Below are 13,835 nucleotides of genomic sequence, written 5' to 3'. Positions count from 1 at the left end.
CTGGCGGCTGTAGCGCGGTGGTCCCACCTGACCCCATGCCGAACTCAGAAGTGAAACGCCGTAGCGCCGATGGTAGTGTGGGGTCTCCCCATGCGAGAGTAGGGAACTGCCAGGCATCAAATAAAGTGAAGAAGCCCATCCTGACGGATGGGCTTTTTTGCGTCTGTGCGCAGTGAAATCCGCCGGCTGCGGCGCAGCGCGTGCCATCGGGTGCAAAGCGAATCACGACACCGCTGCTATCGTCTTATCCACTGCATAACAAAGTCAGCAACTTGTTGTATATCATTGATATCTAACAGTGGAACATCCACAGCAAGCGGAACATCACTGGTAACTGCGATAACATATTCATCCAGTGCCAATTCTTCAGCACTATGACCGCAACCGTCGCGAAAAAGCAGGATTTTGGCGACAGGTTCATGCTTAAAGCCCTCAACCAGCACCATATCTAACGTTGAAACGTCCATCCGGCTTACCAGATACGCTAAATCCAGTTCGGGTTCTTCCGGTGTTTCTACCATTAACGCCCAACGTTGTTGGCTGGCGACTAGCGTTTGTGCTGCCCCGGCTTTACGTAGCTCATAGCTATCTTTGCCGGGCTTGTCGACATCCATATTGTGATGCGTATGTTTAATCAATCCGGGACGAATACCTCTGGCACGTAGCTCCGGAATCAATTTTTTGAGCAGAGTAGTTTTTCCCGTGCCGCTCCATGCTGCAATGGCGAGTAAAGGGATCATGATTTGTCCTGCCATTTTGCGAGTTCTTCGGGGGTGTTCACGTTCACGAACGCATCTTTGTGGTCGCTGAAGTCGACGGAGTGGCCGCCAGCCTGGCGCATAAAGACCATAACGCGTCTTTCACCGGACTGAAGATAATCCTGCAGCAAGGGCTGCATGGAGCGGTGCATCAGCGCAATGGCCGGATGATCTCTTTCTCCATCATGTACCCAGACAACCGGCGCAGCTTTACGCTGCTCCTTCAAACGTGTAACCAGATCATGAGGAATATAGGGCATATCGCACGGACAGAATAGAAACCAGTCTCCCGCTTGCTGCAGGAATACTGACAGCATCCCGGCCAGTGGGCCAGGGAAATCGGCCAATGAGTCGGGGATCACTTTCAGGCCGCTTCGCTGGTAAATCTCCCGGTGGCGATTGGCATTAACCACCACGGTTTCGACCTGCAAAGCGAGGGTATCTGCCACATGTCGCCAAAGAGGTTTACCGTCAAGCTCAAGCAGACCTTTATCGGTTCCACCCATCCGTCTGGCCTTACCACCTGCCAGCACAACCCCTGTTATTGCACTATCCAGAATCACTGATATCGCCTCTTTTAATGTGGGATTGACCCTGCTAACGTATCCGTATTGAGCCTAAGGAGCACAACCATGAAATGTAAACGTCTGAATGAAGTTATTGAACTCCTCCAGCCAGCCTGGCAGAAAGAACCCGATCTTAACCTGATGCAATTTTTACAGAAACTGGCGCAAGAGTCAGGTTTTGACGGCGAACTGGCGGATTTAACTGATGACATTCTGATCTATCATCTGAAAATGCGTGACTCAGCGAAAGACGCTGTCATCCCAGGTATTCAGAAAGATTATGAAGAAGATTTCAAAACCGCACTACTCCGCGCACGTGGCGTAATTAAAGAGTAAAAGCTTGTAATCGCCGCCACCGAAAGCCCTGCGAAATGATATCCTGAATTATTCGTAGTATTTTCGGATGATGGGATGAACGACAACGCTTTTAATTTCCAGACGCTACACCCGGATACCATCATGGATGCACTGTTTGAGCAGGGGATCCGGGTGGATTCCGGGCTTACCCCGCTTAACAGCTATGAAAACCGTGTCTATCAATTCCAGGATGAAGATCGTCGACGCTTTGTCGTTAAATTTTATCGCCCTGAACGCTGGTCTGTCGATCAGATCCAGGAAGAACACCAGTTTGCTCTGGAACTGGTGAGCGATGAAGTCCCGGTAGCTGCGCCGCTGGTACTAAACGGCCAAACGCTGCTAAGTCATCAAGGTTTTCATTATGCGATCTTCCCCAGCGTTGGTGGACGCCAGTTTGAGGCCGACAACATCGATCAGATGGAGGCTGTGGGTCGCTATCTGGGGCGTATGCATCAGACCGGCTGCAAGCGTACCTTTGCCTTTCGCCCAACGATTGGCCTTGAAGAGTATCTGACTGAGCCGCGTAACGTTTTTGAACACGCACCGCTGATTCCATCAGGGCAAAAAGCGGCCTTCCTGAAGGCAACGGATGCGCTGATCGCGCTCGTTACCGATCGCTGGCATACGCGTTTTAACACATTACGCCTGCACGGTGATTGCCATGCCGGTAATATTTTGTGGCGCGATGGCCCGATGTTTGTCGATTTAGATGATGCCCGTAATGGCCCGGCAGTTCAGGATTTATGGATGCTTCTCAATGGCGATAAAGCTGAACAACGCATGCAGCTTGAAACCATTATTGAAGCTTATGAAGAGTTTAGTGAGTTCGACACCTCTGAAATCGGACTTATAGAACCTTTACGCGCTATGCGTTTAGTTTATTATCTTGCCTGGCTAATTCGACGTTGGGCTGACCCTGCGTTTCCAAAAAACTTCCCGTGGTTAACCGGGGAAGATTACTGGCATCGTCAGACCGCGACCTTTATTGAGCAGGCAAAAATTCTGCACGAGCCCCCCTTACAATTAACGCCAATGTATTAATCGGAGAAACGTGAACATGAAAAAAATATGGCTGGCGCTGGCTGGTATGGTTTTAGCTTTTAGCGCATCTGCAGCGCAATTCCAGGATGGCAAACAATACATCACCCTGGAGAAGCCTGTTGCGGGTGAACCGCAAGTGTTGGAGTTTTTCTCCTTCTACTGCCCGCACTGCTACCAGTTTGAAGAAGTGCTTCACGTGTCTGATAACGTGAAGAAAAAGCTGCCGGAAGGCACCAAGATGACCAAATACCACGTCGAATTCCTGGGACCTTTGGGTAAAGATCTGACGCAGGCATGGGCGGTTGCTATGGCGCTGGGTGTTGAAGATCAGGTTACTGTTCCGCTGTTTGAAGGGGTTCAGAAAACTCAGACCGTTCAGTCTGTTGCTGATATCCGCAAAGTGTTTGTCGACGCAGGTATTAAAGGCGAAGACTATGATGCGGCATGGAACAGCTTCGTGGTGAAATCACTCGTGGCGCAGCAGGAAAAAGCGGCGGCTGATTTGCAGCTGCAGGGTGTTCCGGCGATGTTTGTGAATGGCAAATATCAGGTTAACCCGCAGGGTATGGATACCAGCAGCATGGATATCTTTGTACAACAGTATGCGGATACCGTGAAGTATCTGGTAGGCCAGAAGTAAAAGAAAAGCCGGTCACTGACCGGCTTTTTTATTTGAGGCTTTAATTGCGTCGAGCTGCGCGTCTTTCTTACTCCACAGCATATTCAGCCATAGCTGAAACTGACGCTTGAAGCCCTTATCGTTCACGTAATCACCGTGCAACTCTTCATTGACTGGCTCCAGATCCACCCTCACGACGATACGCGTTAACTTACCGCTCAGCATATCGTAGAACGGTCTGCTGTTGTTTTCCGGATAGCACAACGTGACGTTTAACATTTTATCGAACTGTGACCCCAGGACGTTCAATGCCATCGCAATACCGGCCGCCTTGGGGGGAAGCAGGTTTTGATAGGGGGAACGGGTTTGCTCGCGTTTTTCTTTGGTAAACCGTGAACCCTCAACAAAATTCACAATGGTTGTCGGATGCGCACGAAATTTCTCGCAGGAACGACGCGTTGTTTCGACATCTTTACCGCGCCGTTCCGGATGGCGGAGCAGGTAGCCACGCGAATAGCGTTTCATAAACGGCATATCCAGCGCCCAGCAGGCCAGGCCAATAAAGGGTACCCAGGCCAGCTGTTGCTTGAGGAAATATTTATTCATCGGGATGTGTTTACGGAACAGAACGCAAAGCACAACGATATCGGCCCAACTGTAATGGTTACAAATGAGCAGATACCAGTTTTTCTTACTAAGACCTTCCAGCCCTTCGACATCCCACTTCAAACGTGGATTGAGGTGCAGCAGTAGCGCCAGACCCTCACACCAGCAGTACATCATGAAATTACAGAACACGGAAACCTTGCGCCAGACGACAGGAACGGGCAAAAGGAGTTTCACAACTCCGGCAAGGATGATCGGCACAGAACAAAAAATCGTGACCAATATGGTCAATACGATACTCAGTAACAGCGTTATCGCAGCGAGTATTCTCGTCATAATTAAATTATTCAAAAGGTTAGCCATAGACAGTGCGCTAAAGAGGCGCAAGGGGCTGATTTTATCAGAAAACGGACCAAATGATGGTTCTTCCCTGAATAGAAAAAACAGGAATATCTATCCACATCAGGATATAAGCTGTGAAAATGGAATAAAATGCTGTGCATTCATTTAATTCATTGAAATACATATAAAAATAATATGAGGCAATAATTGCCATGTTATATTTAAAGAGCTGGAAATTATTTATTCACAAAGTTATCCACAGTCGTGTTTGCGAGCAAAGCAGAAGATCTGCAAAAGATTTTCGACAAATGCGGCGAAAAACTCATGTTTTCATCCTGTCTGTGGCATCCTTTACCCATAATCTGATAAACAGGCACGGACATTATGGTTCAGATCCCAGAAAACCCACTTATCCTTGTAGATGGCTCATCTTACCTGTATCGCGCATACCACGCATTTCCGCCGCTGACTAACAGCGCAGGAGAACCTACTGGTGCGATGTACGGTGTCCTTAACATGCTGCGTAGCTTGATTTTGCAATATCAGCCAACTCACGCAGCGGTGGTATTCGACGCCAAGGGTAAAACCTTCCGTGATGAGTTATTCGAACACTACAAGTCGCACCGCCCCCCCATGCCGGACGATCTGCGTGCGCAGATTGAACCTCTGCATGCGATGGTGAAAGCGATGGGGCTGCCACTGCTGGCCGTTTCTGGCGTGGAGGCGGACGATGTCATCGGTACGCTGGCGCGGGAAGCGGAGAAGCTGGGTCGTCCGGTGCTGATTAGCACTGGTGATAAAGATATGGCTCAACTGGTGACACCGAATATCACCCTGATCAACACCATGACCAATACGATCCTCGGTCCGGATGAAGTGGTGAATAAATACGGCGTCCCACCAGAACTGATCATCGATTTCCTGGCGCTGATGGGGGACTCCTCAGATAACATTCCGGGTGTTCCTGGCGTGGGTGAAAAAACTGCGCAGGCGCTACTGCAGGGGCTGGGTGGGCTGGATACTCTCTATGCTGAATCAGACAAAATTGCGGGGCTGACATTCCGTGGTGCAAAAACCATGGCGGGCAAGCTTGAGCAGAATAAAGAGGTGGCGTACCTCTCATATCAATTGGCTACCATTAAAACGGATGTTGAGCTTGAGTTGACCTGCGAGCAGTTGGAAGTCCGTCAGCCGGTAGCAGAAGAACTGCTTGGTCTGTTTAAACAGTATGAATTCAAACGTTGGGTTAGCGACGTTGAAGCGGGTAAATGGCTACAGGCGAAGGGAACAAAACCGGCGGCAAAATCACAGGAAACCATCGTTGTCGATGAAAAAACTGAGCAACCTGCCACGGTGCTTTCCTACGACAACTATGTGACAATTCTGGACGAAACAACGCTGGAAGCGTGGATTGCAAAGCTGAAGAAAGCGCCCGTCTTCGCCTTTGATACTGAAACTGACAGCCTGGACAACATCTCCGCTAATCTGGTTGGCTTGTCTTTTGCCATTGAACCGGGTGTGGCTGCATATGTTCCTGTTGCCCATGATTATCTGGATGCCCCCGATCAGATCTCTCGCGACCGCGCGCTGGCGCGCCTGAAGCCGCTGCTGGAAGATGAGAACGCGCATAAAGTTGGACAAAACCTGAAGTACGATCGTGGTATCCTGGCCAATTATGGCATCGAGCTTCGCGGCATCACCTTTGACACCATGCTCGAATCCTACATTCTTAACAGCGTCGCTGGCCGACACGATATGGACAGCCTGTCGGACCGTTGGCTGAAACATAAAACCATCACCTTTGAAGAGATCGCCGGAAAGGGCAAAAACCAGCTGACCTTTAACCAGATAGCGCTGGAAGAAGCCGGTCGTTATGCTGCGGAAGATGCCGACGTTACACTACAGTTGCATCTGAAGATGTGGCCAGAATTGCAGCAGCATAAAGGGCCGCTGAACGTCTTTGAAAATATCGATATGCCGCTGGTTCCGGTTTTGTCTCGCGTTGAGCGCAACGGTGTGAAAATCGATCCGGCTGTTCTGCACAAGCATTCAGAAGAGCTGACGCTGCGTTTGAATGAGCTGGAGCAAAAAGCACATGAGATCGCTGGAGAAGTCTTTAACCTTTCCTCCACCAAGCAACTGCAAACTATCTTGTTTGAAAAGCAAGGTATTAAGCCGCTGAAGAAAACGCCGGGCGGCGCGCCATCAACGTCGGAAGAGGTACTGGAAGAGCTCGCGCTGGATTACCCGTTGCCCAAAGTGATCCTGGAATATCGTGGTTTAGCAAAACTGAAGTCGACCTATACGGACAAGCTTCCGTTGATGATAAACAAGAAAACCGGGCGTGTGCACACTTCCTATCATCAGGCGGTTACCGCAACGGGTCGCCTGTCTTCAACGGATCCGAACCTGCAAAATATCCCGGTACGTAATGAGGAAGGTCGTCGTATTCGTCAGGCGTTCATTGCGCCAGAAGACTATGTGATTGTCTCTGCGGACTACTCACAGATTGAACTGCGCATTATGGCGCATCTCTCGCGTGATAAAGGTCTGCTTACCGCGTTTGCCGAAGGGAAAGATATTCACCGTGCAACGGCGGCGGAAGTCTTTGGCTTACCGCTGGATTCTGTGACCGGTGAACAACGCCGCAGCGCGAAAGCCATCAACTTCGGTCTGATCTACGGAATGAGCGCCTTTGGTCTGGCGCGCCAGTTGAATATTCCACGTAAAGAAGCGCAGAAGTATATGGACCTCTACTTCGAGCGCTACCCTGGTGTGCTGGAATATATGGAACGTACGCGGGCGCAGGCGAAAGAACAAGGTTATGTCGAAACCCTGGAAGGGCGTCGCCTCTATTTACCGGATATTAAATCCAGTAATGGTGCTCGTCGCGCGGGTGCAGAACGCGCGGCAATTAACGCCCCGATGCAGGGTACTGCCGCAGACATTATAAAACGAGCCATGATTGCGGTTGACGGATGGCTGCAAACCGAGCAACCGCGTGTGCGTATGATCATGCAGGTACACGATGAACTGGTGTTTGAAGTGCATAAAGATGACCTTGAAAGCGTCTCTAAAAAGATCCACCAACTGATGGAAAACGAGACCCAGATTGACGTGCCGTTGCTGGTGGAAGTCGGCAGTGGCGAAAACTGGGATCAGGCGCACTAAGGGTTTACTGAATAACGGCTCTTTTTCGTAACTAAGCAACATAAGATAGAACTTTTTGTGATGTCCATTAGAATTCCCTATGTAAGGAATGAAAAAAAATTACAAAAAGTGCTTTCTGCGCTGCTCAAAAAAGAGTAAAGTTATTCACGTAGGGTACAGAGGTAAGATGTTCTATCTTTCAGACCTTTTACTTCACGTAATCGGATTTGGCTGAATATTTTAGCCGCCCCAGTCAGTAATGACTGGGGCGTTTTTTATTGTGCGAAAGAAGGTTTCGCACATACAGTAGGCCGGATAAGACGCGTAGTGGCGCCATCCGGCAATACGGTGGGTTATTCCCCGTCCTGCATCTCTTCAATCGGTGCCAGTTCACTAAACCAGCTATCCAGCTTCTGCCGCAGTTTGTCCACCCCCAGCTTTTTCAGTGATGAAAATGCTTCTACCTGCACATCACCGTTAAATGCCAGTACGGCTTCACGTACCATATTCAACTGCGCTTTGCGTGCGCCGCTGGCCAGTTTGTCTGCTTTAGTCAGCAGCACCAAAACCTGAACGTTACTCTCAACCGCCCACAGGATCATCTGCTGATCGAGATCTTTTAGCGGGTGGCGAATATCCATCAGTACCACCAGACCTTGCAGGCTCTGACGTTTTTCCAGATATTCAGCCAGCGCGCGCTGCCATTTGCGTTTCATCTCTTCCGGCACTTCGGCATAGCCGTAACCTGGCAAATCGACCAGGCGTTTGCCGTCAACAACTTCAAACAGGTTGATAAGCTGGGTACGACCCGGCGTTTTAGATGTACGCGCCAGACCTTTTTGATTCGTCAGGGTATTTAGCGCACTGGATTTGCCTGCGTTGGAACGGCCAGCAAAAGCCACTTCTATTCCGGTGTCGGAAGGTAAGTGGCGAATATCAGGCGCACTCATCACAAAATGCGTCTGTTGATAATTCAAGTTATTCAAAGCAGTCCTCTCCATCAATCAGGGCTTTGCAGCGATTATACCTGAACCCCAGCAAAAGGCTGGTTTTTCGACGTGCGGGCTGTGTAAGTAAAAACCTCGCACTTTGTGAGACATTGCAGATAGTTTCTATACGAGATGGCACGTCGTACATTGGACTCATTCAAATAAATCATGCAATTACGAACGGGTTAAATTCTGAAAAGTTGAAATTGTTACCCAGGTTACTTGTACGATTAAGCTAAAAAGGTAAAGTAGTATCCATAGCGAGGAAGCTGACAGGATAGACGACTCAGGATGAGGGTCAGGAGCGCCAGGAGGCGAAGACACAGGATTGTCAGGAAGACAAACGTCCGGAGACGTTGATAAAAGGAAATGGAAACAACACGGAATGTTTCAGGCTAAGGGAAAAACAGGGTGTGTTGATAGCCAACAGGGATAGTAGAGCCCGTAAGGGTTGAGAGTCAGGATAAAAGGCGACAGATTACTCTGTCGCCTTTTTTCTTTATTTCTGCTAGATTCCGGCGCAATTATATACTGAATAAAAACAGCCAAAGACGAATCATGATGAAACCAACTTCTACACCACGCGGTAAAGGTCCTGCAAAAGCGCGTCGTAAAACACGCGAAGAAATTAATCAGGAAGCTCGCGACCGTAAGCGTCAGAAAAAACACCGTGGTCATGCGGCAGGTAGCCGTGCGTCCGGTAGTGAAGGCGCATCTGGTGGCGGAAACCAAAATAAGCAAAAAGATCCTCGTACTGGCAGCAAAAAACCCATTCCATTGGGCGTGACCGAAAAAGTCACCAAACAGCACAAACCGAAGAGTGAGAAACCTATGCTTTCACCACAGGCTGAGTTGGATTTACTGGAAACGGATGAGCGCCTGGATGCGCTGCTGGAGCGTCTTGAAGCAGGAGAAACCCTGAGCGCGGAAGATCAAACCTGGGTTGATGCCAAGCTGGACCGCATCGATGAGCTGATGCAAAAGCTGGGGCTTTCTTACGATGACGAGGAAGAAGAGGAAGAGGAAGAAAAGCAGGAAGACATGATGCGCCTGTTGAAAGGCGGCAACTAACGGTTTTACACCGTGGGTCTTCCCGTCCTGCTTATAACCCTTCCGGTTATATGTTATCTGGTGTGGTTATTCGTTAAACTACAGCGGTTGTCGCGGCGACAGAAGTGGCTGCGCAACCGGCTCATCACCCGCACAGGGGTTAAGCCGGTACGCCGTACCCGCCAGAGACGCCATCGGAAGGAGTGAGCATGTCAGAGCAGCTAATAGACTGGGACCTGGCCCTGATCCAGAAATATAACTATTCCGGGCCACGATATACCTCGTACCCGACCGCGCTGGAGTTTTCTGAAGACTACGGCACAGAAGCATTTCTAAAGGCCGTGGCGCGTTATCCTGAGCGTCCGCTCTCGCTGTACGTTCACATCCCGTTCTGCCACAAACTGTGCTACTTCTGTGGCTGCAACAAGATTGTGACTCGCCAGCAGCATAAAGCCGATCAATACCTCGATGCCCTGGAACAAGAAATCATTCATCGCGCTCCGCTGTTCGCCGGACGCCATGTCAGCCAGTTGCATTGGGGCGGCGGTACGCCAACGTACCTGAACAAAGCACAAATCAGCCGTTTGATGTCGTTACTGCGTGGTAACTTCAACTTTAACAATGACGCTGAAATCTCGATCGAAGTTGATCCGCGCGAAATTGAGTTGGATGTCCTTGATCATTTACGTGCTGAAGGTTTTAACCGTCTGAGCATGGGGGTACAGGATTTCAACAAAGAAGTTCAGCGCCTGGTGAACCGTGAGCAGGATGAGGCGTTTATCTTTGCGCTGCTGAATCATGCGCGGGAGATTGGCTTTACCTCAACAAATATTGATCTGATTTATGGCCTGCCAAAACAGACGCCGGAAAGCTTTGCCTTCACCCTGAAACGCGTGTCTGAGTTGAATCCAGACCGTCTGAGCGTCTTTAACTACGCGCACCTGCCAACGCTGTTTGCTGCTCAACGCAAGATTAAAGATGCTGATCTGCCCAGCGCGCAGCAGAAGCTGGATATTCTGCAGGAGACCATCTCTTCACTGACCGAAGCCGGCTATCAGTTCATTGGCATGGATCACTTTGCCCGCCCGGACGATGAACTGGCCATTGCTCAACGCAAAGGCGTGTTGCATCGTAATTTCCAGGGTTATACCACCCAGGGCGATACTGATTTACTGGGGATGGGTGTATCGGCTATCAGCATGATTGGCGACAACTACGCGCAGAACCAGAAAGAGCTGAAGCACTATTACCAGCAGGTTGACGAGCAGGGGAACGCGCTGTGGCGTGGAATTACGCTGACCCGCGACGACTGCATTCGTCGGGATGTGATTAAGCTTTTGATCTGCAACTTCCGCCTCGACTATGCCGCTGTGGAACAGCAATGGGATCTGAACTTCGCTGACTATTTTGCCGAAGACCTGAAACTGCTGGCACCACTGGCGAAAGATGGGCTGGTGGATGTGGATGAGAAGGGGATTCAGGTTACGTCGAAGGGGCGCCTGTTGATCCGTAATATTTGCATGTGCTTTGATGCTTATCTGCGTCAGAAAGCGCGGATGCAGCAGTTCTCACGGGTGATTTAACGTTTTGCCCGGTAGCGCCAGCGCCACCGGGCAAACTGCTTAGCTGAACAGCCCTACCAGCGCCGCACACAGCACTGCGGCAACCGCAGTTTGTGGCGTATGGCTTTCGACCGCACCGCTCGACAGCAGATTAATCATTGATTCCAGCATGATGACTTCCCCCGTTTGCCGGGCACGATCATACTTAACTCATCGGAACAGTAAAGCGCAAAATAGCAGCAATTTGCGCTCAATTATCAATCTTTACACAGTGACAAATCGTCACTCCATTCCGAGTTCTTTTAACTTACGTGTCAAGGTATTGCGGCCCCAGCCAAGCAGGCGTGCGGCTTCCTGTTTGTGCCCTTGGGTATGACGTAGCGCGGTGGTCAACAGCGTGCGCTCCATTTCCGGTTGAGCCTCAGAAAGCAGGTTTTGATGACCGGAACGCAAGGCCCGGTCTGCCCACTGTGCCAACAGGGTTGCCCAGCTGTCTGGCTGCATATGGGACGGTGCGTCAGGCACGGTGGTTTCAAACAGCTCGGCCGGTAAGTCCTGAATCAGCACCTCCTGTCCGGCGGCCATGACGGTTAACCAGCGGCAGGTGTTCTCAAGCTGACGCACGTTACCCGGCCAGGCCAGACGGGTCAGCGCCGTCTCGGTCTCCGGGTGTAATTGTTTGGCTTCAACGCCCAGTTCGCGCGCGGCCTCCTGCAGGAAATGACGCGCCAGACGTGGGATATCTTCCCGACGTTCACGCAGCGGCGGCAAATGTACGCGGATGACGTTCAGACGATGGAATAAGTCTTCGCGGAATTTGCCTTCCTGTACGCGCAGTTCCAGATTCTGGTGTGTGGCGGCGATAATACGTACATCCACCTTCACGGGCGCATAGCCGCCAACGCGATAAAATTGGCCGTCGGCCAATACGCGCAGTAAACGCGTTTGCACGTCCAGCGGCATATCACCTATTTCATCGAGAAATAGCGTACCGCCGTCAGCCTGTTCAAAGCGTCCCTGGCGAATCGTATTCGCCCCGGTAAACGCCCCTTTTTCATGGCCAAACAGCTCGGACTCGATCAAGTCTTTCGGAATAGCCGCCATGTTCAGCGCGATAAATGGCGCTTTGACGCGCGGGCTATGACGATGCAACGCATGGGCGACCAGCTCTTTACCGGTCCCGGACTCTCCGTTAATCAATACGCTGATTGACGACCGGGACAGTCGGCCAATTATGCGAAAGACATCCTGCATTGCCGGCGCTTCGCCGATGATGTCAGTTGTTGGGCCGTTGATCTGAACATTGCGCGGCTGCTGCTGTTCCTGATAATGGCTGATGGCACGTTCGACAAGCGCTACGGCTTCATCGATATCAAAAGGTTTGGGCAGATAATCAAACGCCCCTTGTTGGTAGGCGCTGACTGCAGCATCCAGATCGGAGTGTGCGGTCATTATGATGACCGGAAGCATCGGATGCCGCGCTTTGATCTGTTTTAACAGCGTCAGACCGTCCATGCCCGGCATGCGAATATCCGACAACAGTACGTCAGGCGTTTTGCTGGCCAGCGCGTCCAGCACCTCTTTACCGCTTTCAAATGTTGTGCAGCTTAGTCCTGCCCCTGCGAGCGCACGTTCAAGCACCCAACGGATGGAACTATCGTCATCAACTACCCAGACTATTCCTCGTTGCATAAACGTCACCTTTATTTCCTGATAGGCAGGTAAACCGAGAATTCGGTATGACCCGGCCAGCTGGTAAATTCAATTTTGCCGGAATGTTGATCAATCAAATTACGGGCAATGGATAATCCAAGGCCGGTACCGCCTTCGCGACCGCTGACCATTGGGTAGAACAGCGTGTCCTGCAAATGCGAGGGAATACCCGGACCGTTATCCTCAACATCAATCCGTGCTGCCAGGCGATAACGTACGCCGTGCAGCGTGAGCTGAAACGCGGTGCGGGTACGCAGAATGATCTCACCGCCTTCCGGTCCCAGCGCCTGCAAAGCATTGCGCACGATGTTTAACAGAACCTGCTCGATCTGATCCGGGTCGTGCAGTAATTCGGGCAGACTCGGGTCGTAATCACGAATCAGCGTGACGTTTTCCGGGAGCTCCATTGAGACCAGCGCCACTACGCGCTCCGCCACCTTGTGAATACTTTCCGTGACGTGCATACCCGGCTGTTGTGGTCCCAGCAGACGGTCGACCAGATTACGCAGGCGGTCGGCCTGCTCAATAATGACTTTGGTATATTCGGTCAGCGCCGGGTCCGGAAGCGCTTTGCTGAGCAGCTGCGCCGCGCCGCGTAATCCACCCAACGGGTTCTTGATTTCGTGCGCCAAACCGCGCACCAGATCGCGGGCGGCAATCTGCTGGGCGTGCTGGAGCTGCTCCTGGCTCAGACGACGCTGGTTATCCATTGGCGCCATCTCCAGCAGGATAAGGCCATCAGGCAGCCTCTGAGCAGTCACTGAGAGGATATGGGAGTGGCTGTCTATCACCAGCGTCACTTCGTTATCCGTAAAGCCCTGGCCCGCTTCCAGGCTCTCTCGCATCAGTCCGATGTTTAAGGAGAAATAACTCAACAGATCGGGAAGCGGGGTACCAAACAGTTTGCGGGAGCTTTGGGCGAGCAGCTGTTGTGCCGCAGGGTTGGCGTAATGTACCGCCAGCTCATCGTCGACGAGTAAAATGCTGTTGATTAAAGAATTGAGGATCTGCCCAGCATCGGGCAGCGTGCCGGTTGCCATTCAGCAGTCTCCTGAAAAGTGTTGCACCAATTTAGTGCATTA

13 protein-coding genes, 1 rRNA gene and 1 pseudogene are annotated in these 13,835 nt (G+C 51.1%); 8 read left to right on the top strand and 7 right to left on the bottom strand.

Annotated features, from left to right (window positions below; translation table 11 throughout):
• Window positions 1-115 (top strand): 5S ribosomal RNA (gene rrf / locus On2M_RS23400).
• Window positions 116-236: 121 nt separating this feature from the next.
• Here rrf and mobB read toward each other — a convergent pair.
• Entirely contained in the window at window positions 237-740 is a 504-nt protein-coding gene (gene mobB, locus On2M_RS23395) for a molybdopterin-guanine dinucleotide biosynthesis protein MobB (protein ID WP_210905521.1), read from the bottom strand.
• The gene (gene mobA, locus On2M_RS23390) at window positions 737-1,321 is read right to left on the bottom strand and encodes a molybdenum cofactor guanylyltransferase MobA (protein ID WP_151218401.1); all 585 of its coding nucleotides are present in this window, start codon (window positions 1,319-1,321) and stop codon (window positions 737-739) included. The genes mobB and mobA overlap by 4 nt, the downstream gene beginning before the upstream one ends.
• 69 nt (window positions 1,322-1,390) lie before the next feature.
• On the opposite strand from mobA, the gene On2M_RS23385 reads away from it, so the two are divergent.
• From On2M_RS23385 to dsbA, 3 genes are all read left to right on the top strand, one after another.
• Window positions 1,391-1,660, top strand: a complete 270-nt coding sequence (locus On2M_RS23385) for a YihD family protein (protein ID WP_003028616.1) — start codon at window positions 1,391-1,393, stop codon at window positions 1,658-1,660.
• A 75-nt stretch (window positions 1,661-1,735) separates the two neighbouring features.
• Entirely contained in the window at window positions 1,736-2,722 is a 987-nt protein-coding gene (locus On2M_RS23380) for a serine/threonine protein kinase (RefSeq protein ID WP_151218402.1), read from the top strand.
• Between the two features lie 16 nt (window positions 2,723-2,738).
• A complete protein-coding gene (gene dsbA / locus On2M_RS23375; protein WP_003028621.1) occupies window positions 2,739-3,362 on the top strand; it encodes a thiol:disulfide interchange protein DsbA in 624 nt (207 codons plus the stop codon).
• Window positions 3,363-3,374: 12 nt separating this feature from the next.
• Here the strand turns inward: dsbA and On2M_RS23370 are convergent, their stop codons facing one another.
• On the bottom strand, window positions 3,375-4,310 hold the full coding sequence (locus tag On2M_RS23370) for an acyltransferase (protein WP_210905520.1): 936 nt from the start codon (window positions 4,308-4,310) through the stop codon (window positions 3,375-3,377).
• A gap of 363 nt (window positions 4,311-4,673) precedes the next feature.
• Here On2M_RS23370 and polA point away from each other — a divergent pair, with 363 nt between their 5' ends.
• Complete coding sequence (polA, locus tag On2M_RS23365; RefSeq protein WP_210905519.1) at window positions 4,674-7,460, top strand: DNA polymerase I; 2,787 nt, start codon at window positions 4,674-4,676, stop codon at window positions 7,458-7,460.
• Between the two features lie 332 nt (window positions 7,461-7,792).
• Here polA and yihA read toward each other — a convergent pair whose 3' ends face one another.
• Window positions 7,793-8,425, bottom strand: coding sequence for a ribosome biogenesis GTP-binding protein YihA/YsxC (gene yihA / locus On2M_RS23360; RefSeq protein WP_210905518.1), 633 nt, complete (start codon window positions 8,423-8,425; stop codon window positions 7,793-7,795).
• Window positions 8,426-8,685: 260 nt separating this feature from the next.
• Between yihA and On2M_RS23355 the strand changes: the two are divergent.
• The 3 genes and pseudogenes from On2M_RS23355 to hemN all read left to right on the top strand — a co-directional run bounded on the left by On2M_RS23355 (window position 8,686) and on the right by hemN (window position 11,061).
• A pseudogene (locus On2M_RS23355) lies at window positions 8,686-8,883 on the top strand (hypothetical protein).
• 106 nt (window positions 8,884-8,989) lie between these two features.
• Window positions 8,990-9,499, top strand: coding sequence for a Der GTPase-activating protein YihI (gene yihI / locus On2M_RS23350; RefSeq protein WP_247605078.1), 510 nt, complete (start codon window positions 8,990-8,992; stop codon window positions 9,497-9,499).
• A 188-nt stretch (window positions 9,500-9,687) separates the two neighbouring features.
• Window positions 9,688-11,061 carry an oxygen-independent coproporphyrinogen III oxidase gene (hemN, locus tag On2M_RS23345; protein WP_151218405.1) on the top strand — a complete coding sequence of 458 codons (1,374 nt, stop codon included), beginning with the start codon at window positions 9,688-9,690 and terminating at the stop codon, window positions 11,059-11,061.
• A 39-nt stretch (window positions 11,062-11,100) separates the two neighbouring features.
• Here the strand turns inward: hemN and On2M_RS23340 are convergent, their stop codons facing one another.
• From On2M_RS23340 to glnL, 3 genes are all read right to left on the bottom strand, one after another.
• The gene (locus tag On2M_RS23340) at window positions 11,101-11,211 is read right to left on the bottom strand and encodes a YshB family small membrane protein (protein ID WP_003028631.1); all 111 of its coding nucleotides are present in this window, start codon (window positions 11,209-11,211) and stop codon (window positions 11,101-11,103) included.
• A gap of 111 nt (window positions 11,212-11,322) precedes the next feature.
• Window positions 11,323-12,732 carry a nitrogen regulation protein NR(I) gene (gene glnG / locus On2M_RS23335; protein ID WP_210905517.1) on the bottom strand — a complete coding sequence of 470 codons (1,410 nt, stop codon included), beginning with the start codon at window positions 12,730-12,732 and terminating at the stop codon, window positions 11,323-11,325.
• 11 nt (window positions 12,733-12,743) lie between these two features.
• Window positions 12,744-13,793, bottom strand: a complete 1,050-nt coding sequence (glnL, locus tag On2M_RS23330) for a nitrogen regulation protein NR(II) (RefSeq protein WP_005121842.1) — start codon at window positions 13,791-13,793, stop codon at window positions 12,744-12,746.
• Window positions 13,794-13,835: the final 42 nt, after the last annotated feature.

It is taken from the genome of Citrobacter sp. On2M, assembly GCF_018035235.1.
Taxonomy (GTDB): domain Bacteria; phylum Pseudomonadota; class Gammaproteobacteria; order Enterobacterales; family Enterobacteriaceae; genus Citrobacter; species Citrobacter meridianamericanus.
This window is presented reverse-complemented; position numbering and strand designations above follow the sequence as displayed.